Genomic DNA, 21,681 nt, shown 5'->3' with positions numbered 1-21,681 from the left:
ATGATGAACAAAATGGTTCTATTAATGGAGGCGTCATATACATGGATAAGATTGCTTGGATTACCGACAGCATGGCTTTTTTTGAGCCAGGAGAGGCTGAAAAAATCGGAGTCCATGTGATACCGACTTTACTCATCTTAAACGGAGAGTCTTACCGGGAGTATGTCGATATCTCGATTGAACAGCTTGATCAAAAAATGCGAGAAGATTCCCACGCTTCACCGACGACTTCTCAACCATCATTCGGTGATTTCGTAACCTTGTATGAACAATTGCTTGAAGATGGTTATGATTATGGGTATGCGATTCATATCACGAGTGGACTGAGCGGCACATATTCGAGTTCCGTCGCTGCAGCTGAAGCCGTCGGTTTCCCCTTATACGCGATTGATTCGTATACAGGTGCTGCGAATCAGCAAGAACTTGTCCGGATCGCACAACGACTCGTTGCTGCTGGTAAAGGTCCAGATGAAGTCATGTCTACGCTTGAGACATTCAAACACAAATCGCATTTTTATCTGATCATCGGAAATATGGAGACGATGCGACGAAGCGGACGTGTCTCAGGAAGTCAATTTTTACTAGCAAACATGCTCAATATTAAACCAATCGCTCAATTTAATGAGGAAGGACGACTCGTCCCATTTAAAAAAGTCCGTTCCATCAAAAAAGCTTTTAAAGAAATGGTCAGTGAAATTTCATCAAAAGTCAGTGCTCATGGTGTATATGATCGGACGCTTTATGTCAGTCATACGCTCGCTCATGCCGCTGCTGAAGAATTACGGCGCTTGATTTCTACGGAACATCCGGAGCTTCAAGTACGCATTACCCAATTTGGTCCTTCCATCTTGGCACATGCTGGCGCTGAGACGGTCGGTGTGTACTGGTTCGATGAGATTCCTTTACCAACAACTTGATATCTTGCACGAAACGATGAAAACCGGACGGTCTGCTTGAGACCGTCCGGTTTTTTCATGTCGTTTCATACTTACGAAATAGTTCTTCTAATAATACGGCTTCGTCCGTCGTCCGTTGAATCGGCTCATGCGGAAGCGTGATTACACTGGATAACGTCTCAGAAGGATATACATCAATCGAAACTTGTTCCATTTCGATGAGATACTCAAGGATGGAATCAAGTGATGTCTCCTTATTGAATTGACGAAGCCAATTTTCATATCGACGATCCACTTTTCCTTCTTTAAGCAAAATCTTTCCACCGTCAATGATCGCCCATTTCGGTGGCGCATCGATTTGAAAGAGTTCCAACTGCTGGTACTCTTCCATCGTTCGTTTCGTCACCGGAACAACACCGTTAATCGATACTAACCGTTTTAATCTGAGATGCGCTCGCATCGTCATAAAACGAGGTCGCCCAGCGACTCGCTCGACAAGCAACGTCGGCTTGTCGATGGAGCGCATCGTCTCTTCATCAAATAATAAACTATGATCAACATCTAACAGTAACATCAAGCCACTCCTTTTTTTCTGCGGGAGACGATGAATGCATAGGAGCTACATAAAAGAATCGCGGCAAAACAATATCCACCGATGACATCTGAGAAATAGTGAACGTTTAAAATGATTCGAGAAGCTCCCATGGCGAGGAATAATCCAATCGTCACGATCGATACAAGTACCTTCCCACCTGTTTTCAAATGACGAAACGCAACGACGAGAAATCCGGCATAGACGGCAAAAGCCATCGCTGAGTGACCACTTGGAAAACTGTATCCTACGCCACCAACCAATTCATTTAATGAGGGGCGCTCTCGGACAAAGGCAAATTTAACGACTTGATTCAATACACCTACTGATATTGCCATGATCACATACCAGATGCTTGCAATACGATCCCGCCACAAAACATAACTCAGTATTCCAAGTAACACCGTCATCGTCATCGCCCCTGGACCTGATCCAAGTTGAGTGAACCAAGAAACGTAATCCCCTGGGACGTGTTGCGACATATATGACGATAATTGAGCATCAAATAAAAAATAGCCTGTCGTCCGAATGGAGACAGCGATGATCACGAATAAGACGACAGCGATGGATGCACCAATCCACGCCCCTCTCGCACCCCGCATCAGTATGTCCCCTTACGTTCTTCTAATTCTTCTGCTGAATAGTCTTCCTTATCTCGCAAGCGATGCGCTAGTCGTCCGGATGCATTTGCTGCGATGGCTGCGACGATATCATCCATGAACGTATTGACTTTTCCATCCCCAAGTTTCGTATCGAGTTCTTTGATGATACCAACCTTTGCTTTATCCAAATAGCCAAATGTCGTAACCGCAATCGAACCATACGTGTTGACGGCACCAATCGCAATCGTCTCATCTACGCCAAATAGCCCTTCATCGCTTTGGATGATGGACAGCAGAGGTTCTGATAATAACCCTTTTTCCGCCAGGATGTCTAGTTCTGCTCCGACGAGAATCGCATGTTGTAATTCACGTTTTTCAAGAACACGTTCTACTGAACTGACACATGTTTCAATTGTCAGATCCACCGTGTAGGGGGCCTGCATTTGGTACACGATCTCAGCGATCGCATGAATCGTCACCCCTCGTTCATGTAACTTATCGATAGCTGCCTGTTTGACCTCTTTTGAATGTGTTTTCTTCATGACTATATCCACCTCTCCAACAAAGTACTTCATTAGTATACACGGATTCTGAAGCTCCTCTCAAACTTCTTTGACATCGACGCCAGAATCCGTCATGATTATTTTGTAAAGCGTTATCATTTCAGGGGAAAGTAGGGGATTTTCGATGAACATCGGGGTTGTATTGTTTCCATCGAAACGCGTTCAAGATTTTGCAAATTCATACCGAAAGAGATATGACTCGAAGTATGCACTAATCACACCTCATATCACGCTACGGGAGCGGATGGAAGTCGATGAGACAGAACTAGACCACATCGTGACGGAGTTGAATCGAATCGCGTCCGAAACGAAGCCTGTCAATTTGCACATCCAAGGAGCTCGTTCGTTCCATCCGACGAACAATGTCTTGTTCCTTAAAGTAATGCCGACGGATGAGTTAGAACAATTACATCGCGCTTTGCATACGGGACCACTCGAACATAAGCCGAAATACGATTTCTTGCCTCATATCACAATCGGTCAAGAACTGTCGGATGTCGAACTGTTCGATGTACTAGAACGTCTCAAGATGGAAGATATCCGTTTCCAAGAAGACGTCACGAAAATGGCTTTATTGTATGAACTGGAGAACGGTGCTTGGAGTGTCTATGAGACATTCCGCTTCACAGGTCAATGAATGATTAAACTTCCCGGTCGAAGCTTCGACCGGGAAGTTTTAGTTCTGGTAATACACCGTATGCATTTGCCTGTTCTTCTAAAAAGTCGTCTGCTTCGTGTTCGCGGTAAGGATCAGTTGGGCGTATCGGTTGAACTCGAGCGACTGGTTCAGTCTTTAGCTGTGGATCGACACGTACTTGACGATTGACATATTGTACGACTGTAAAATCGATTGCGTTCATCCTCTGCACTTCCTCTCTCCTTCTAATGACACTTATATTTGATAGTTCCCCGATCGAGCACAAAAAAAACCAAGCCTCCCGCATGGGAAAGCCCGGCTTAATCGATCGTTTATTAAAGAATGTGGAATCCGCTATCGACGTGAAGGATTTCTCCTGTCACCCCACTCGACATTTGTGAAAGCAAGAACAGTCCACTTTGACCAATTTGTTCTGTCGTCACGTTACGATGAAGTGGCGCACGTTCTTCGATGCTATCAAGAATCGAATTGAAATCGCCGACACCTTTTGCGGATACTGTCCGAATTGGACCAGCTGAGATCGCATTGACACGAACGCCTTGCTGACCGTATTCAGCAGCGAGATAACGAACGCTTGCATCTAATGCTGCTTTCGCAACACCCATGACGTTGTAGTTCGGAACCATCTTCTCACCACCGAGGTATGTCAACGTGATGACGGATGCATCTTCCGTAAAGAAATCCTTTGCGGCCTTGACGACTGCTGTTAAGCTGTAAGCTGAGATATCAAGTGCTTGCGCAAACTGTTCACGCGTTACCCCAGAAAATTCACCACGAAGCGCTTCTTTATCCGCGAATGCGATCGAGTGAGCGATCCCTGAAATCTTCCCGTGGTCCGCATGAATCGTTTGGAAGACCTGTTCAATCTCTTCGTCACTCGTGACATCACACGTATAATAAGAAGCCGGTCGTGATAATTCTTGTCCTAATTTTTCAAGTGGTGCCTTAAAACGCTCTCCGACATATGTAAATGCCAGGCTTGCTCCAGCAGCGTCGAGCGCACGTGCGATGCCCCATGCAATCGAACGTTGGTTGATGACGCCCATGACGACGTACGTCTTGCCTTCGAGTGAAGGATAAATATTCATGATAAAGTCCCCCTTGAATTAGTACCTGGTAATAAAACCTATCTTCAGGTTACAAAAACGTAACGCTTCTGTCAACCATCGCTCTTGATATTGCGGATTTGATAAATTACGGTAATATAGAGAATGATAGAAAGTAGGGATGAAATGAATCGATTCAAATCATTTACACAACGTTATGATCATACGTTGCTTTTTTTACTCGCCTGTCTGATGGTCATCAGTATTATCGCCATCTATACAGCACAACCTTCGCTTAAAGGTGCGATCAGTGCCATCAACTTCTCTGCCAAACAAATTCAATGGTACGTCATCGGCTTCATGGCGTTATCGGTCGTCATTTTCATCGATTATGAACAGTTGAAGCGATTCCACTGGTTTTTATATGGAGCAGGTATCGTATCATTGATCGGTCTTGTCATTTTCCGTGGTACACCAATCGTCACTGAAATCAAAGGGGCATACGGTTGGTATCAATTCCCAGTTATCGGTACGGTTCAACCGGCTGAGTTCATGAAGTTCTTTTTGATCGTGACGCTCGCTGCCGTCATTACCGAGCACAATGCGCGTTATGTTCAACATGAAAGAGATCTCTTGTTACTTATCAAGTTAGTCGCGGTTACAGCCTTGCCGCTCGGTCTTATCATCATTCAGCCCGATTTAGGGATCGGTTTGATTCTATGCGTCATCTTAGCATGTGCGATGTTGTTATCCGGACTAAACTGGAAATGGCTTTTGACGATGTTCGGTCTGTTCGCAGGAGCCGTCATCATTTTCTTTTACCTGTTCTTTTTCCAAAATGATTTACTCGCAACCTTTTTCCCAGGTCACGCGATGAACCGGATCATGGCTTGGTTGCAACCGTTCGAATATGCGGATGATTTGTCGTACCAGCTCGTCCAAGCAATCAACGCGACAGGTTCAGGTCAAATGTTCGGCGTTGGATATGGGAAACTGCAAGTGTTCGTTCCAGAATTGCATACAGACTTCATCTTTACGACGATTGCCTCACACTATGGTTTCATCGGGGCTGCCATCGTCTTGATCGTCTTGTTCCTGTTCGTCTATCGCTTGATTCAGATTGCTCTCGAGACAGCTGATCCATTTGGTACCTATATCGTGACAGGATATGTCGCGATGTTTACGTTCCAAATCTTCCAAAACATCGGGATGACGATTGGTGTCTTACCGATCACAGGTCTTCCCTTACCGTTCATCAGTTATGGTGGATCAACGATGATCGTAAACCTCGTCGGTCTAGGATTGATTATGGCAATCGCCTCTCAATCTCGGATTTCCATGTTCGATGAAGACTAAACACAAATAAAAGGCAGTGGACCAAGTCCACTGCCTTTTATTTGTGTACTTCATCATTCCAGTCGGAGATCCTCAGGAAGTGGTGCTTCAAAACGAACCCGTTCTCCCGTAGCAGGATGAAGGAACGTTGCTGATGCACTATGGAGCGCCTGACGCGGCAGTAACGGGTTTCCTTGATACATCGTATCGCCGATTAAAGGATGCCCAAGAAAAGCAAGGTGGACACGAATTTGGTGTGTCCGACCTGTCTCTAGTCGGATATCGAGTAATGAGATTTCTTGGTCAAAGGCTCGAACTAGACGGCTATTTAAGATATGCGTAATGGCTCGTTGACCATCTGGTCGTACCATCCGTTCCATGAAGGAATGATCGGTTTGACCAATCGGTTGATCAATTGTTTGTACCGGTACGTTTCCGGGTGCATACGCTAAATAATGTCGTTCTAATTCATTGGATCGTTGCATGAGACTCATCCGGTGATGGGCAAGCCCGTGTTTCGCGAACAAGACAAGACCACTCGTATCACGATCGAGCCGATTAACGATATGGATTGCATACGGAATTCCTTGTTTTCGGTAATAACCAAGGACATAGTTCGATAATGAGCGTTCCGGATGCAGTCGAGACGGAATCGATGCCATGCCCGGCGGTTTATTGACGACGAGCAACCAATCATCTTCAAACAAAATATCAAGTTCCCCTTCTGTCGCCACCATATCCGGTGCTGGTGTCTCTTCCGGGAAGAAGACATGGACATGATTACCCGCGTGTAAGACGTCGTGGACGTTGACATGCTGACCATTACGCGTGATATCCCCATGATTTTTAATCGATACTAACATTTTTCGCGAAATCCCTAAGCGGGTCGTACAAAAATGACTGACACGCCAGCCATCCTCGATGTCAGTCACCATCTGTTGTAGCTGAAATCCATTCATGTTTCCATTTCCTTTACTTTAACGTCTTTCGTCTGCCAGGAAAGATTCCCGCACCCGTTGCCAGAACGGGAAAGAACGAAAACGAGCAAATTTCACTTTTTTATCAGAGACCCGGCATCGAATCGATGTCACGTTTTGATGAATGATCGAAGCATAGTGGTCATAGGTCATCTGAAAATCAATCGGATTAACGGGACGAATTTCGACATCATGATGTTTCGGTAACAACATCGGTGAGCCGATCGTCCGGTAAACACGATTGTTGATGGAAGCCATCTCTGTAATTTGAATTGCTTCGAGCGCCGGGTGAACGATCGCTCCGCCGAGTGCCTTATTGTAAGCTGTCGAACCAGACGGTGTTGATACACACAACCCGTCCCCTCGGAATGTTTCGAAGTAGTCGCCTCGAATCGATAAATCGCAAACGAGCGTCTGATTAAAACTTTTAATCGTACATTCATTTAAGGCAAGCAGTTGGTTGTGTGAACCGTCCGCATAATCAATCGAGAGTTCAAGCAACGGGTATTGAACCGTCGCTAAATCCTGCTTCGCGATATGATCAATCAGTTCATCCATTTCTTCAGGGCGCCAATCCGCATAAAAACCAAGATGCCCCGTATGAATCCCAACAAGCGTAATTGTCTCTACTTGATCGAGATACGAATGAAACGCCTGTAACATCGTTCCGTCTCCACCAATCGAGACGACGATTTCCGGCTGGCTGACATCAAGAATACATCCCCGATCCGTCAATGCCTGCTCGAGTTGCTGTTTCAGCGCATGAGATCGCTCATCATCACGAGCCGTGATTGCAAAACGCATGGTCATCCCCCTACTCTTTTAATCGTTCAGACGCCTTAGCGTCGCGTTGAAAGACGAGTTGTGCATCTTGGATTTCTACTTTCAGCTGGCTCATCTCCGCATCAAGCAAAAATGCTGCCTCTGCCGCACGCCGCAACCGCTCACGCGTCTCTTCCGGAATATTTCCTTGGTACTTATAATTCAATGAGTGTTCAATCGTTGCCCAGAAGTTCATCGCAAGCGTTCGAATTTGGATCTCGACTAACGTCGGAACTTCACCTTCGATTGTCTGTACCGGATAGGCAATGATGACGTGATATGATCGATAGCCACTATCCTTTTTTTGCGTAATGTAGTTTCGTTCTTCGACGATTTTAAAATCTCCGCGCGAGCGCAACAGCTCAAGGACATGAATGATATCATCGACGAATTGACACATGATACGTAATCCGGCGATATCCTGCATGTCTTGTTCTAATGACTCACGCGCAATTGCTTTTCGTTCCGCTTTTTGAAGAATGCTCTTTACAGGTTTGACCCGTCCTGTGACAAATTCAATCGGTGAATGTTCTCCCCGTTGCTGAAATTGTTTACGAATCGCTTTTAGCTTAACTTTCAACTCATCGACCGCGATTTGATACGGTGCAAGAAATAAATCCCAATTTTCTTTTGTCATCTGATTTGTCACCACTTTTAATCGAATAGTATTGGTTCACTGCCTGTTCCTACCTCATTCATGTTATCATATTTTCAGACATTCAACTAGAAAGGCGTGATTCCGATTAGACAAGAATTGGAAATCGAATTTAAGAACTTATTGTCTGAACAAGAATATCTATCGTTATTTACCCATTATGCGTCAGCTAAACAACCCATTTGGCAAGCAAATGATTATTTTGATACGCCTGATTTTGAACTTCGAAAAAAAGGTGCTGCTTTACGGATTCGTGAGAAAAAACAAGGACTCGTACTGACTTTAAAACAACCCCATGAGGAGGGGTTGCTTGAAACGCATGTCACGTTATCATCAACTGAAGCAGAAGATCTATTCAAATACGGTCTAATTCATTCCGAAGAGATGAACGAACAGCTAAAGTCATTTGATTTACAGGGATCTTTGGAGCATTTAGGTCGATTAGAGACAGAACGAATCGAAACCGTGCTCCCGGAAGGATTGCTTGTCCTTGATAAAAGTCGCTATCTCGGACATACCGATTATGAGTTAGAGTTTGAGGTCAGCAACTTCGAACAAGGGCAAAAGGATTTCGAGCGAATTCTTTCAGAACACGACATTCCACAGCGCAAAACAAAAAATAAAATCGTTCGCTTCATGGAACGTAAAGCGCTTTCTTGATTTTTCGTGTAAGAATGAACAAGCAAAACCTTTGCTCTTTCTTTTTTTTCGTTGCTAAAATAGGGTAACGATAACAACAGGAAGGGGTGAACGGATGGAACACGCACAATGTAACGGATCTTATTGTTCATTGGACGAACCATCGATTCAACAACCGACGAAACCTCTGGAAATCTATCATTTTCTAGATGTGACACAAACGGATGGTTTACGGTTGATACCCGTTCTCAAGAAGCTAGAGCTAGAATATGGTCATCTGTTCCGTCTTCGGACGATTGCAACGATTCCATGTGCTCCATCACGATCCGCATGTGACATGTCACCACTCGTCATTCTAAAAGCAATTGAGCTTCAAGGAAAGACATTTGGTATGCGATTCATGCGACGCCTTCGAATGCTTCATAACGTCGAAGGAGAAAGTGCTTATAGTCGGCCATCATTGATGCGGCTAGCAGAGGCTTTAACGGAGTATGGTTTGGATTTAGAAGAGTTTCATCGTGATGTCTCGTCGGATACGATTCAGCAAATGCTCGAGAAAGAAACCGAACTAGTCACCGAATGGGATGTTCGGATTCTTCCAACACTCGCTTTCGTCGGAGACGAAGAAGCGATCAAAGCAGAAGGACCTTATGAGTATTTGGTGTATGTCTCGATCTTAAGTGAATTGCTAGATCATACGATCGAAAAACAACCGAAGCCACCACTCGAACAATTCTTGAGACGGTATGAAACAGCAACAACGGCTGAAATCGCCTTTATTTATGACGCTCCTGAATCCCAGATTGAACACGAATTAAAAAAACTGGTCTTGCAACAAAAATGTGCTTCTCTATCGTACTGTGATGGAAAAGTATGGCGTCACTTAAAAGATTCGGCACACATGTAATAAAATAGCTGAAAGTCTCAATAAAAGAATCTAGTTAAAGTGTAAAAACTTTCTTCTTTTATTGGGATTTTTAAGTTTCATAAAAAGTTATGCTAATATTAAAATACTTATTATTAATTTATATACTAAAGTAATAATACATTTTTATTTCCTCTTAAACTAGTGAACATGAATAGGTTTTAAAAGCAAGTGTTCTGCTTAATAATGTTATTTCCGTAAGAAAACATTATTCCTATGTGCGAATCAGTTTAATATTCACTGTAGCTCACTTCAGAGATCTAGTAAATGTCCACCCTAAAGCTGACTCTATGATTGTTTGCGTACAACAATATTAATTGTTTTATAGCGTTCAGATACTGATAGTTCTAGTGTTTTTGTCTCATTTTCGAGAAATTAGAGCTTTGTAATAATTTTTCCTTCGCTGTAAGGTACTTAAATATTGCTTCAACTCTCGCAAGTCGTCGTTCAAAAAGTTTTTCTTTTTTTGAATGACTTCTAATTATTTAATCTTTCATGTCTCTTCTTCAAGAATCCTTTTTTCTTAATAAATTCAATACCTTTTTTCCCTTATCTCATCGCATCGTTCTATTGTCTGGTTATCACTCATAATCAGTTCGAAGCTGCCTTCCTCAAAGATTTATATCGGTCACTTAATTGCCAGCTAAATTGTTACTTCCAGAGTCTCCTATTTATTGAATCGCACTATCTGATAACGAGTCTAAGTGAAGATTCGCTGAAAATTAGTTGATTTGAACTGAAAGTACATCTTTTCATGAATAGTTCGCTCGGCTAGATTGAATAAATAAAGTAGATCAATATCTTTAAACACAAAAAAAACCCCAAATGGGATACTTTGTCAAGTGTCCACCATTCAGAGTTCATTTCAGCTCTATCCATTTAGTTTATTAATTTTTTATTACTTGACGGAAAAAACAAGACAAGAACGACTTACCTTTAAATACGATAATTTAATAAAAGAGGTCAATCCTAAAATAAACTCAATTCACACCATTATTTTAATTAAACAAACTATCTTTAATATAAATTGTTTTATTTTTTATATGTAAGTAAAGTACACATATTTCTTGCTAATATATAAAATTCATTTAGTAATCTAATTGTGCTAATTTATACAATTAAAGAATTATTTTTACAAGTAGAGCAATCAATAGGGAATTGATTATTTGGCTTTACTTCTTTAATTGAATAATCTTTAAAATTAACAAATAAAAACTTGTCAATTAATAAATTTTTTTCAGGATTCGCCAAAAATTTCAATACTTCAAAAGAGAGTACACTGGAAATAAAATCACTCATACTTGATATTGTACTTAATTTATAATGATTTGCTAAGGGTCTACCGATATCATCATATTCATCTTTTAATTTTTTCTCATTACAACTAAAACATTTTGTAACCCCCGGAATTACTAAAGGATCAATTCTTCCTACGTGACCAATATAACCTCCACCAAAAAATGTCGGGATTTTATTTTCAAATATATATTTCTCAATTAAACTAGTCTTTACCTCATCTGCGCAATTGATTATTAAGTCAACATCTTTTAAACCATTTAAGTCTTCTATTTTAGAAACATATGTATTTATTGTCAATACGTCACTATTTTCAGTTCTATCTTCTATATATTGTTTAATAACATCTACCTTCAATTTACCTATGTGATTCAAAGAAAATAGCGGTTGACGCGTTAAATTAGACTTTTCGACAATATCATCGTCAATAAGTACGAATTTTTTTATACCATTAGAAACTAATTTACTGATGACACTAAACCCTATAGTTCCAGCTCCAATAATACCAATTTTTTTAGTCATAATATTTTCTTGTATTTTATACCTATTAATAAATTCAGTTTCAAAAATAGATAAAAGCGGAATTATCCTTCCGAAATCTTCCTCTAAATAATCTGGCTTATAGTAATCAGAACCAATAAATTCTATATAATTCTCTGTTTTTAAGAATTGTATAATTTCTTTTGCCTCTTCAATATCATTAGGAAATTTCTCACTAATTTCTTCATTTAAAACGTTTTCTTCACATAAAGATTCAATTTTTTTTAATATAAATATACCTAAATTGTTCATATCATATACTATTCCTTCGAAATCATCTTCCCATACACGTGAAAGCGTAGCCTTTTTATTTTCTTCGTTTAAAAACACTTTCACATAGGGCTTGAACTGTACTATACGCATTTATTTAAATCCTCCTTTAAATAAAGAGGGACCTACATAGGTCCCCTCGAAAAATTATTTAACATAAAGTGACCAATTACACTGAACCAATAGTTTTTTACTGTTAGTAGCTTTCATTTTTATCACCTTTTTTCTATTATGTATTTTTATTACAATTAAAATAATACCATACACTTTTTCCCTTGTAAATGTTTTAATGAATTATTCTGATAATTAAAGATTAATAAGTTTCTCAAATTTATTTAAAGTGAGTTCAAACTGTTTTAAGGCTGAAATAACTGGTGCTTTTGTTGTCATATCAACACCCGCAGCTTTTAATACTTCGATTGGATAATCACTTGATCCCGCTTTTAAGAAATTGTTGATGTATCGCTCTACAGCAGGTTGTCCTTCTTCTAGAATCTGATCCGTCAAGGCAGCAGCAGCAGAAATGCCCGTTGCATACTGATAGACATAATAATTGTAATAGAAGTGTGGAATCCGAGCCCATTCTAGACCGATTTCTTCATCTAAGACAATTTCGTCTCCGAAGTATTTTTGATTCAACGCATAATACGTTGACGTTAAGAATTCCGGTGTCAGCGATTGGCCAAGACGAGCCGCATCATGAATTGCATGTTCGAACTCAGCGAACATCGTTTGTCGGAACAATGTTCCACGGAATGTTTCGAGTTGATTGTTTAATAGATAGAGTTTTTCTTTACGATCCGTTACTTTCTTCAATAGATAGTCGTTCAACAATGCTTCATTCGTCGTTGAGGCAACTTCTGCGACGAAGATTGAATAATCACCATATGGATATGGTTGAGACTTCCGCGTGTAATAACTATGGACAGAATGTCCGAATTCATGTGCGAGTGTAAAGAGGTTGTTTATGTTGTCTTGCCAGTTCATCAAAATGAACGGCTGTGTATCATAAGCACCAGAAGAGTAGGCTCCACTCCGTTTACCACGCGTCTCTCGGACATCAACCCAACGTTCAGACAATCCTTCTTCGAGGATGTGCTTATACTCTGCTCCAAGCGGTGCAAGTCCTTCAACCATCAATTGTTTCGCTTCCTCGTAAGAGACTTTCATCTCCACCTCAGAAACGAGCGGTGTGTACATATCATACACGTGTAGTTCATCAAGTCCAAGCACTCGCTTACGTAGGGCGACGTAACGATGGAGCAATGGTAAATGCTCATGTACCGCTTCAACTAATCCATCATAGACGGACTCAGGAATCGCATTACCGTGTAAAGCTGCTGCGCGTGCCGATGGGAACTTCCGGACATCCGCATAGAAGTTGTCTTTCTTAACTGACCCAGCAAGTGTCGAAGCGAGCGTATTCGTGTATTTCGCATATGTTCCATACATCGCTTTAAATGCTGCTTCACGGACCGAACGATCAGATGATTCCAGGAATGTGATGAAGCGACCATGTGTCAACTCTGTCTCTTCTCCATCTTCCCCTTTGATTCTCGGGAATGTCAGATCTGCATTGTTCAACATACCGAACGTCGTACCGGATTGACCGAGTACTTCTCCTGCCTTTGCAAGAATCGCTTCTTCCGCTTCCGTCAGGACGTGTTCACGCTCTTGATTCAATTCATCAAATGCATGACGATACATCGCAAGATCTGGATTCTCATTAAGATACGTCTCAATCGTTGACTCAGGTACAGCTAATAGTTCTGGTGTCATGAAAGCAAGTGTTGCTCCGATTTGCGACGCGAGTGTTCGAGCACGGTCGTTCATTGCTTGGTAGAAACTATCTGCTGTATTTTCGTCATAACGCATATGCGCGTATGTATAAAGCTTATAAAGACGTCTTGAGACTTCGTCTCGTAACTGTAACCCTTCATAGAGCGTTTCTGCACTCTGTCCAAGACGACCCTTATACTCGACGAGTAATGGGAGCATTGCTTTCACCGATTCGAATTCTTCTTCCCACGCTTCGTTCGTTGCGTAAATCGACTCTAGATTCCATGTTTCTGTAACGTCAATATCTTGACGTGTTAATACTTCTGCCATTTCCCTCACTCCTTTAATTCAGTTATACCTGTTTTCTTTTCGACAAACAATCGAAGTGCTCCTGCTAAAACAGCTTATTCGCCTCCTCAATCCGCTCCATCCATTCCCTGACGAGAGCACCCATCAAATCTCTTTCAATCGATAGATTCAATTGGTGAAGCAGTTGATTTATGACATGTTCCAGACGGCTCAAAGTGTACCGCCCTTTTATCTCTAAAAAGACGACGATTTGAAATTCAAAGGGGTGGACGGGTAGAAATAATAGACGTGTGATGGGGAGAAAGGCAAAAGAGGGAAGATTTTGTAGATGGAAACCTGATTGATACAGTGGGACCTTGAGGATGCGTGGAGGTAATGAAGGATAAAAAGGACGTCGACGATAGCGATGAACGATTCCTTGCCATCGAGCGATTGAAAATTTCCGAGGAAATGATGAAGGTTCTTTCGAAAGAAAATCAGATAATGAGAGCGGTTGAACCGTACAATAGATATGATGTTTCGCAAAAGGAACCGGATGTCGAAATCTCCGGATTTGATTCTCGACGATCAGATCCAAGTAATCATGTTGTAAAAATGCTTGTCGCATCCAACCTTTCAATCGCAACGTGACACCATGTGAAGGATGAAATCCGATCCACCGAACCGTTTGTTCTTGTTTCGCATCAAGTCTGGCTCGTCTGATCCATTCCTCTGCCGACATCGGAGAACGTTGAATTTCAATCCCGATTTTCTTTTCTGGTATCCACAGATCAAAACGTCTCTCCCCAGTCATCCATTCAATTTCGACTTGGACACCTGCGTTTATTAAAGAATCCGCAATCCGCTTTTTCCAAGACATATGCACGTTGCTTTCTCCTGAACAAGCTGAGATATGTGCAAAGTGTGGTCGTCGTCCTTGCCTGACGCGCAATGGCTTCAGGCAATACGGACAACGTAAGGACATCGTTTTTAATTCATGGATGAGAAATCTGTGAATCATGATACGTTTACCAGAAGCATCAATGGCTTCAAACATCTGAATCGTCCCCTTTTACTAGAGTAACGGTGAGAATAAACGTGAAATCGATTCAATTAATCGACGGCGTAATGGACGCCGATGGAACATATCAGCATCAACTTGTGTCGAATGGCTAAAATCTTCATAAAAATCACGTGTCAGTTCATGGACAGAGTTCGTTCCATATAAGAAAGCATTCACTTCGAAATTCAAATGAAAACTACGTAAATCCATGTTCGCTGTCCCAATCGTTGCGATGGCGTCATCAACGACGATAACTTTCGAGTGCATGAACCCTTTATTGTACTCGTAAATTTTCACACCAGCTTGTAGCAAATCATCAAAATAAGAACGGCTCGCATAAAATACGATTTTATGATCCGGGAAGCTCGGTAGTAGAATACGGACGTCAATCCCTGCCATTGCAGCTGTCTTCAGCGCTGTCATGAGATCTTCGTCCGGTATCAAATACGGGGAAGCAATATAGACCGATTCACGCGCTTCCGTGATGAGCCCGAAGTAAAGTGATTTCATTGCCTCATATGGCTCATCAGGACCGCTCGCAATGATTTGAACACCTCCTGTTGCTTCTTCAACGTACTCAAGTGGCTCCATGTAAAACGGTGTAAACAGCCGTTCACCGGTCATGTAATACCAGTCTTGCAAAAAAATCAGTTGGAGTTCAGAGACAGCCTCTCCCCTTACGAGAAGATGGGTATCACGCCAAAAACCAAAATGTTGATCACGACCGATATACTCGTCGCCAATGTTTATTCCACCCGTAAATGCAACCGTTCCATCGATGACGACGATTTTCCGATGATTCCGGTAGTTTGATTTACTCGAAATAAACGGTAAGACGACGGGTAAAAACGCACGAACCTCAACACCAGCTGCCTGCATCTTCTTGAAATAATGTTTATCCGTCGAAAAACAACCGACGGCATCATAAAGAAAGCGGACCTCGATTCCTTGCTTAGCCTTTTCAATCAACGCTTCCTGTAGCTGAAGCGCAAGTTGATCATCGCGTACGATATAGTACTCCAAATGAATATGATGCTGTGCTTGACGAATCTCTTCTAAAAGAATCGGAAACTTTTCCTGACCATTCGTCAAGATTCTTGTATGTGTATTATACGAAATCGGAAGGCGACTGATTGAATCGATAAGTGTCACAACTTTTCCATAACGCCCTTCTTGGAACACTGATTGGTGTACCCCTGCCTTAAACTGGGTACGATACTTAATGTAAGACTCTTCATCAAGCATTGCCTTCAGTCGAAACATTCGTTTTCGGCGGTAGTTCTGACCAAATGTGAAATACACGAACACGCCAACGACAGGCAATGCCATCATGACGAGTGCCCAGACGAGCGTTCGTTCTGGGTTTCGATTTTCGAGTAGAATGATGACAAACACGCTCATGACGACCAAGATGATGACGATGGACAGCCAACCTACCATATAGACACTCCAATAGTAGGATAAAAAGGCAATCAAGCCGATGGTCAAGATGAGGGTCATGAGAAGTTGTACACGTCGTAGCATGAATCCCCCTCCTTTTATGTAAGTAGTACTAATTGTATTTAAACTGATGACAGAAAGGAAGCGTTTAAATGGGTACGTATATCATTACTGGTGCAACAAGTGGAATTGGTGAGGCAACTGCCCTTCAACTCATTCGGGAGGGACATACTGTCCTTGCGATTGGTCGTAATGAAGAAAAAGGATCCTCGCTTGAAGCAAATGGAGAAGGACGTTTATATTTCTTCCCTGTCGACTTAACTGATTCCTCTGCAATCGATGCGTTCTTTGAAGAAACACAAGAAGATTTCCCAGAAATCGATGGTATTTTCAACAATGCAGGTACTTTCGGTAAACCCGTTGCACCTGAACGTGTCTCCGATCAACAAAAAGAAGTGTTCCAAGTGAACTATCACGCACCCGAACGAATCATCCAGCTTGCGACAAAACGCTTTTCAAAAGGCGCTTCCATCGTCAATAATAGCGCCATCGTAGGTCATGTTAAGTTTCCAGCAATGCTACTGCCTTACGCTTCATCTAAGAGTGCTTTACTGACGCTAACAAAGACATACGCCGCCCGCTTCCATGGTAAGTACCGATTTAATGCTATTTGCCCGGGACCAGTCGATACAGCGCTCAGTCATGCCTTATATGGCGGGAAAGATAAATTTGACCTCGCAATGAAACATCATCTTCGAGGCGAGCCTGCACAACCTTCTGAAATCGCTGAGGTCGTTTGTTTCTTACTATCAAACAAAGCGAGTTACATCAACGGTCAAGCGCTCATCGTAGATGGAGGCTATACCCTCACTTAATACCAGAACAAAAGGAGGTATCACGATATGTGATCCTCCTTTTCCTCGCACTTTTTCTGACCTTAGTTCGGAAAATGTTTCCGAATGAACGGAAAGACATCTGAAGCAATGATCTGTTTCCCGTATTCAGCTACAGGATGTATCGTTTGTTCGCTGAACTGGAGATACTCTGCGATTAAACTCATGACGTTTTCTTGCGCTTCTACGTTCACATCATCTTCGAAATGAACATGCAGTAAATAGAGTCCATCTTTTTGATAAAGCGCTGTTTCAAGTTCTGCGAATACAGGAGCATTCGCATATTGGCTGAGCGCGATGATATGTTCGAAATCGCGAGTTTCAAATAAAACATCTTGGCTTAACTCTGTATCTTTATCTTCTGTCTCAGACATCGCTGATCGTAAAAGTGAATCGAGTTCGTCTTCATCGACTTGCTCACCATCAACTGCATTTTTCGCGATCGTTACAGTGACTTCAAGACCTTTTTCAAATGCTTGCACTTGTATCCATAGTGGACCTTCGAAGGAGATGGACTCTTTTTCATTCGCTTCGTCCATCATCTGCCAGAATAACTGTTCTCCCCGTTCCCGGTTATACCAAATCTCATCTCGGGCAAAACCACGGCGTTCGATGTCGGTGTACGTGATGAAGAACTTGACCGTATTGTCATTGACGCGTTCGATTTTCAAACTGTCCACTCCTTTCTTCTCGTTCCTTATCTAGAATACGAACGAGGACATGACTTGGATTCATAGTTTTGAATCCGAAGGATATATTTCTATTCCTTTGTTATCTTTATTTTAACCTTTTTTATCGGTAACAAAAAGCACACTGCTCACGAAGCAGCGTGCTTTTCAAAATTACTCGTTTACAAGACGCTGTGCTTCCAAAAGTTGGAATGTACGCACCTTGCGCGGTAAGAATCGACGGATTTCATCCTCGTTGTATCCCACTTGAAGGCGTTTTTCATCAATCAAGATTGGGCGACGCAATAATCCCGGATATTCTTGAATCAAATCGTATAGATGCTGCAACGATAAGTTTTCAACGGAAACATCGAGTTTCGAGAAGACTTTTGAACGTGTTGAGATAATCTCGTCCGTTCCATCTTCCGTCATACGAAGAATCTGTTTGATTTCATCGAGCGATAATGGTTCTGAAAAGATATTACGTTCAACGAACGGGATTTCATGTTCTTCAAGCCACGCGCGTGCTTTCCGACAAGAAGTACAACTTGGTGAAGTATAGAGTGTTACCATTGAAAAACATCCTCCCCCTGATTTAACATCATTCAATACCTATGTGAATAAGCAGATATTGATGATGGTTCTATTACTTGACAGTTTACATCTAATAAAGCAGAAAACCTAGCTTTTTTATAAAGATGAAAGAACTTTTCGTAAAAAAGCTTGTTAAAGCCACCACGTGGCTTTAACAAGCTGGCGTGTGATCAAATGGCTGAGAAATCGTCTCTTTTGCTTTAGGAAGTTTCATTTCTTTCAGTTTTTTCTCTAAAATATCCCGCAAAAGGCGCTTCTTCAGCTTTTTCTTCTTGTCACGTTCTTTCATATTCCGACACCCCAATCGGCCCGAAACAGAATTAACAACCTACGAAAGCGAAATAATCATCTTCTACATTAGTAAGTATACCACGTAAACTAAAAATCTATTCCTACTTTAAGCAATTAAATATGTGAGATTGTCGATTGAGGAATGAAAAACAGTTGCAATTTCTTTCAAATTTCTGTAGAGTGTATAGAAATATCAACGCTCAGAAAGGAGTTTTTCATTCATGGCATTAACACTTGTCACGATTCTTGATCATCCGATCGCTCAAAAATATTTATCTCGTTCTGGCTTGAATCATGCGATTTCAGTAGCGGAACGCGCACTGACGCTTGCTACGAAACGCGGCTTAGATGCAGACACTGCTACGAAGGCAGCACTCTTACATGATATCGGTCATTACGAATGGTATACCGATGGCACTTGGAACTATGATTTATATCGCCAAAATGATATTCATGCCATTAAAGGAGCTGAACGTGCTCACAAACTATTGATTCGCCTTGGTGAAGAACCAGCACGTGCAAAAGAAATTGCTCTCGCTGTTCTTTTGCATACGGATTCTTATCTTCCACCAGGTGCGATCAATCGAACACCTCTTCAACAACTTGTCCATGATGCGGATACGCTGGAAGAACAGCCGGGCGGACTCCATCATTACGAAAAAATTGACTTTGAAGAAGCCATGCGTCGTCTTGATGCAATCGATGCAGTCGTCCATCGATTTGCTCATCTACCGCGTATCGCATCAGAAAATTAAAAGGCATTTCCACGATCAACGTGGAAATGCCTTTTTGCTTTAACGATTATACGAGTTGCGCTTGGTACGCTTCAAGTTCTGCATCCGTCATCGAAACGAAGTGACCTGGCTCGATTTCACGAAGTGGTGGAATGCTCGAATCTTCATCCGATTTCCCAACCGGTCCACTCGTCGGACGATCAAAGATGATCCGTTTACGTGTCCGCTCGTGCTCTGGATCCGGAAGCGGAATCGCAGATAAAAGTGACTTCGTATAAGCATGAACAGGATTCTCATACAGACGATCCGCATCACACAATTCAACGAGGTGACCCTGATACATAACACCAATCCGGTCTGAGATATACTTAACCATCGATAAATCGTGGGCGATGAACAAGTATGTCAAACTGCGATCACGTTGCAGTTTTTTCATCAAGTTGACGACTTGGGCTTGAATCGATACGTCGAGTGCTGAAATCGGCTCATCCGCAATGATGAAGTCCGGCTCTACAGCAAGTGCGCGTGCGATACCAATCCGTTGACGCTGACCACCTGAGAACTCGTGCGGGTAACGACTCGCATGTTCTTTCGTCAAACCAACAGTCTCAAGCAAATCATATACACGGTTATTGCGCTCTTCTTTTGAGTTTGCTAAACCATGAATATCGATTCCTTCAGCGATGATATCACCAACCGTCATCCGTGGATTTAACGATGCATACGGATCTTGGAAGATCATTTGCATTGCACGGTTGAATTTCAATTTGTCTTTACGTGATTTCTTACCATGAACGTTTTCACCTTTGAAGATGACTTCGCCGTCTGTCGCTTCGTATAAACCAATGATCGAGCGACCAGTCGTAGACTTACCACAGCCTGACTCTCCAACGAGGCCAAGTACTTCGCCTTCGTAGATATCAAATGAAAGTCCATCAACCGCTTTAACGACGCGTCCACGTCCAATATTGAAATGTTGCTTCAAGTTTTTTACTTCAAGTAATTTATTACGGTTTTCCATTATTTCAGACCGCCTTTCAGAAGCGATTTTGAGAACACGCTGTCCGGACGGTATTTTAACGCCAAGTCACGGATTGCAGCGGGTGGTTCAACGTATGGAGCTTGTGGATGTAGCAACCACGTCGCCGCTTCGTGTGTATCTGAGATTTTGAAGAAAGGTGGTTCTTTCTCGAAATCAATCTTCATCGCGTATTTATTACGCGGTGCAAACGCATCACCGACTGGTGGATGCATCAAGTTCGGTGGAGTTCCTGGAATCGCAGGAAGATCTTGTGAACGGTCATCAGATGGACGTGGCATTGAACCTAGTAGTCCCCAAGTATATGGATGACGCGGCTCATAGAAGATCTCATCTACTGTACCTTTTTCAATCAATTTACCAGCATACATGACGGCTACACGGTCAGCCATGTTCGCTACGACACCTAAGTCGTGCGTAATGAAGATGATTGCTGTACCCGTTTTTTGCTGAATGTCTTTCAATAACTCAAGGATCTGAGCTTGAATCGTAACATCGAGTGCAGTCGTCGGCTCATCGGCAATCAACACTTTCGGATTACATGCAAGCGCGATTGCGATGACGATCCGTTGACGCATCCCACCCGATAATTGGTGCGGATATTGTTTCAGACGCGCTTCTGGATTCGGAATTCCTACGAGTGTCAAAAGTTCGAGTGTACGCTTTTTCGCTGCGTCGCCTGTTAAGCCTTGGTGACGTTTTAATCCTTCAGCGATTTGTTTATAAATCGTCATCGTCGGGTTAAGTGATGTCATCGGATCTTGGAAAATCATTGCGATATCACGACCGCGGACTTTTTGCATTTCTTTATCCGAAAGCTTAACGAGGTCACGACCTTCAAATAAGATTTCACCTTGTGTGATTTCACCTGGTGGGTTTGGAATCAAACGCATGATTGCTTTTGAAGTAACCGATTTACCAGAACCAGACTCACCAACGATTGCGAGTGTCTCGCCTTTTTTCAAATCAAACGATACACCGCGGACGGCTTGTACCGTCCCGGCATACGTATGGAAAGCGACATTCAGGTCGCGAACAGATAAAATAGTTTCCATTGTGAATGAGCTCCTCTCTAG

General features: G+C 42.2%; 24 protein-coding genes. 7 read left to right on the top strand and 17 right to left on the bottom strand.

What is annotated here, in order from left to right; genetic code table 11:
• Nucleotides 1-41: 41 nt before the first annotated feature.
• Nucleotides 42-917 carry a DegV family protein gene (locus AYO36_RS04020; protein ID WP_055968680.1) on the top strand — a complete coding sequence of 292 codons (876 nt, stop codon included), beginning with the start codon at nucleotides 42-44 and terminating at the stop codon, nucleotides 915-917.
• Between the two features lie 55 nt (nucleotides 918-972).
• On the opposite strand, the gene AYO36_RS04015 is transcribed toward AYO36_RS04020, so the two are convergent.
• From AYO36_RS04015 to AYO36_RS04005, 3 genes are read right to left on the bottom strand one after another with little or no spacing between them, the layout of a single operon-like run.
• Nucleotides 973-1,470, bottom strand: coding sequence for a hypothetical protein (locus AYO36_RS04015; RefSeq protein ID WP_055968682.1), 498 nt, complete (start codon nucleotides 1,468-1,470; stop codon nucleotides 973-975).
• Nucleotides 1,470-2,090, bottom strand: a complete 621-nt coding sequence (locus AYO36_RS04010; RefSeq protein ID WP_064299588.1) for a phosphatase PAP2 family protein — start codon at nucleotides 2,088-2,090, stop codon at nucleotides 1,470-1,472. The genes AYO36_RS04015 and AYO36_RS04010 overlap by 1 nt, the downstream gene beginning before the upstream one ends.
• Nucleotides 2,090-2,632 (bottom strand): phosphatidylglycerophosphatase A family protein, encoded by a 543-nt coding sequence (locus AYO36_RS04005; RefSeq protein ID WP_034786059.1) that lies wholly within the window; start codon nucleotides 2,630-2,632, stop codon nucleotides 2,090-2,092. The genes AYO36_RS04010 and AYO36_RS04005 overlap by 1 nt, the downstream gene beginning before the upstream one ends.
• Nucleotides 2,633-2,777: 145 nt before the next feature.
• Here AYO36_RS04005 and AYO36_RS04000 point away from each other — a divergent pair, with 145 nt between their 5' ends.
• The gene (locus AYO36_RS04000; RefSeq protein WP_023468877.1) at nucleotides 2,778-3,290 is read left to right on the top strand and encodes a YjcG family protein; all 513 of its coding nucleotides are present in this window, start codon (nucleotides 2,778-2,780) and stop codon (nucleotides 3,288-3,290) included.
• Between the two features lie 4 nt (nucleotides 3,291-3,294).
• On the opposite strand, the gene AYO36_RS03995 is transcribed toward AYO36_RS04000, so the two are convergent.
• Complete coding sequence (locus tag AYO36_RS03995; protein WP_023468878.1) at nucleotides 3,295-3,513, bottom strand: hypothetical protein; 219 nt, start codon at nucleotides 3,511-3,513, stop codon at nucleotides 3,295-3,297.
• Between the two features lie 112 nt (nucleotides 3,514-3,625).
• A complete protein-coding gene (gene fabI, locus AYO36_RS03990; protein WP_029342212.1) occupies nucleotides 3,626-4,399 on the bottom strand; it encodes an enoyl-ACP reductase FabI in 774 nt (257 codons plus the stop codon).
• 144 nt (nucleotides 4,400-4,543) lie between these two features.
• Here fabI and AYO36_RS03985 point away from each other — a divergent pair, with 144 nt between their 5' ends.
• Nucleotides 4,544-5,713 carry an FtsW/RodA/SpoVE family cell cycle protein gene (locus AYO36_RS03985; protein WP_029342211.1) on the top strand — a complete coding sequence of 390 codons (1,170 nt, stop codon included), beginning with the start codon at nucleotides 4,544-4,546 and terminating at the stop codon, nucleotides 5,711-5,713.
• A 53-nt stretch (nucleotides 5,714-5,766) separates the two neighbouring features.
• Here the strand turns inward: AYO36_RS03985 and AYO36_RS03980 are convergent, their stop codons facing one another.
• Genes AYO36_RS03980 through yjbM form a run of 3 tightly spaced genes read right to left on the bottom strand, consistent with a single transcriptional unit; the run spans nucleotide 5,767 to nucleotide 8,128 of the window.
• Nucleotides 5,767-6,651: an RluA family pseudouridine synthase gene (locus AYO36_RS03980; protein WP_064299587.1), complete on the bottom strand. Its 885-nt coding sequence runs from the start codon at nucleotides 6,649-6,651 to the stop codon at nucleotides 5,767-5,769.
• A gap of 18 nt (nucleotides 6,652-6,669) precedes the next feature.
• Nucleotides 6,670-7,473: an NAD kinase gene (locus tag AYO36_RS03975; RefSeq protein ID WP_023468882.1), complete on the bottom strand. Its 804-nt coding sequence runs from the start codon at nucleotides 7,471-7,473 to the stop codon at nucleotides 6,670-6,672.
• Between the two features lie 10 nt (nucleotides 7,474-7,483).
• The gene (gene yjbM, locus AYO36_RS03970) at nucleotides 7,484-8,128 is read right to left on the bottom strand and encodes a GTP diphosphokinase (protein ID WP_035396676.1); all 645 of its coding nucleotides are present in this window, start codon (nucleotides 8,126-8,128) and stop codon (nucleotides 7,484-7,486) included.
• 96 nt (nucleotides 8,129-8,224) lie between these two features.
• Here yjbM and AYO36_RS03965 point away from each other — a divergent pair, with 96 nt between their 5' ends.
• Nucleotides 8,225-8,806 (top strand): CYTH domain-containing protein, encoded by a 582-nt coding sequence (locus AYO36_RS03965; protein WP_231884645.1) that lies wholly within the window; start codon nucleotides 8,225-8,227, stop codon nucleotides 8,804-8,806.
• A 94-nt stretch (nucleotides 8,807-8,900) separates the two neighbouring features.
• Entirely contained in the window at nucleotides 8,901-9,692 is a 792-nt protein-coding gene (locus AYO36_RS03960; protein ID WP_064299586.1) for a DsbA family protein, read from the top strand.
• A 1,128-nt stretch (nucleotides 9,693-10,820) separates the two neighbouring features.
• Here AYO36_RS03960 and AYO36_RS03955 read toward each other — a convergent pair.
• The 4 genes from AYO36_RS03955 to cls form a co-directional block, all read right to left on the bottom strand.
• A complete protein-coding gene (locus tag AYO36_RS03955) occupies nucleotides 10,821-11,909 on the bottom strand; it encodes a ThiF family adenylyltransferase (protein ID WP_064299585.1) in 1,089 nt (362 codons plus the stop codon).
• A gap of 213 nt (nucleotides 11,910-12,122) precedes the next feature.
• Nucleotides 12,123-13,925 carry an oligoendopeptidase F gene (gene pepF / locus AYO36_RS03950; RefSeq protein ID WP_064299584.1) on the bottom strand — a complete coding sequence of 601 codons (1,803 nt, stop codon included), beginning with the start codon at nucleotides 13,923-13,925 and terminating at the stop codon, nucleotides 12,123-12,125.
• 64 nt (nucleotides 13,926-13,989) lie between these two features.
• Nucleotides 13,990-14,940 (bottom strand): competence protein CoiA family protein, encoded by a 951-nt coding sequence (locus AYO36_RS03945; RefSeq protein WP_064299583.1) that lies wholly within the window; start codon nucleotides 14,938-14,940, stop codon nucleotides 13,990-13,992.
• 18 nt (nucleotides 14,941-14,958) lie between these two features.
• On the bottom strand, nucleotides 14,959-16,470 hold the full coding sequence (gene cls / locus AYO36_RS03940) for a cardiolipin synthase (RefSeq protein ID WP_064299582.1): 1,512 nt from the start codon (nucleotides 16,468-16,470) through the stop codon (nucleotides 14,959-14,961).
• A 68-nt stretch (nucleotides 16,471-16,538) separates the two neighbouring features.
• Here cls and AYO36_RS03935 point away from each other — a divergent pair, with 68 nt between their 5' ends.
• Entirely contained in the window at nucleotides 16,539-17,261 is a 723-nt protein-coding gene (locus tag AYO36_RS03935) for an SDR family NAD(P)-dependent oxidoreductase (RefSeq protein WP_064299581.1), read from the top strand.
• 62 nt (nucleotides 17,262-17,323) lie between these two features.
• Here the strand turns inward: AYO36_RS03935 and mecA are convergent, their stop codons facing one another.
• From mecA to AYO36_RS16890, 3 genes are all read right to left on the bottom strand, one after another.
• Nucleotides 17,324-17,959: an adaptor protein MecA gene (mecA, locus tag AYO36_RS03930; RefSeq protein WP_369815310.1), complete on the bottom strand. Its 636-nt coding sequence runs from the start codon at nucleotides 17,957-17,959 to the stop codon at nucleotides 17,324-17,326.
• A 162-nt stretch (nucleotides 17,960-18,121) separates the two neighbouring features.
• Nucleotides 18,122-18,520 (bottom strand): transcriptional regulator SpxA, encoded by a 399-nt coding sequence (gene spxA / locus AYO36_RS03925; protein ID WP_012370920.1) that lies wholly within the window; start codon nucleotides 18,518-18,520, stop codon nucleotides 18,122-18,124.
• Between the two features lie 172 nt (nucleotides 18,521-18,692).
• Complete coding sequence (locus tag AYO36_RS16890) at nucleotides 18,693-18,830, bottom strand: hypothetical protein (RefSeq protein WP_023468890.1); 138 nt, start codon at nucleotides 18,828-18,830, stop codon at nucleotides 18,693-18,695.
• A gap of 223 nt (nucleotides 18,831-19,053) precedes the next feature.
• On the opposite strand from AYO36_RS16890, the gene AYO36_RS03920 reads away from it, so the two are divergent.
• A complete protein-coding gene (locus AYO36_RS03920) occupies nucleotides 19,054-19,587 on the top strand; it encodes an HD domain-containing protein (protein ID WP_029342203.1) in 534 nt (177 codons plus the stop codon).
• A 46-nt stretch (nucleotides 19,588-19,633) separates the two neighbouring features.
• Here AYO36_RS03920 and AYO36_RS03915 read toward each other — a convergent pair whose 3' ends face one another.
• Nucleotides 19,634-20,587 (bottom strand): ABC transporter ATP-binding protein, encoded by a 954-nt coding sequence (locus AYO36_RS03915; protein WP_029342202.1) that lies wholly within the window; start codon nucleotides 20,585-20,587, stop codon nucleotides 19,634-19,636.
• A complete protein-coding gene (locus AYO36_RS03910; RefSeq protein WP_029342201.1) occupies nucleotides 20,587-21,660 on the bottom strand; it encodes an ABC transporter ATP-binding protein in 1,074 nt (357 codons plus the stop codon). The genes AYO36_RS03915 and AYO36_RS03910 overlap by 1 nt, the downstream gene beginning before the upstream one ends.
• Nucleotides 21,661-21,681 lie beyond the last annotated feature (21 nt).

The organism is Exiguobacterium sp. KKBO11 (assembly GCF_001644945.1).
Classification (GTDB): Bacteria; Bacillota; Bacilli; order Exiguobacteriales; family Exiguobacteriaceae; genus Exiguobacterium_A; species Exiguobacterium_A abrahamii.
Note: the sequence above shows the minus strand (reverse complement) of the source record. Positions and strands in the feature narration are given on the sequence as shown.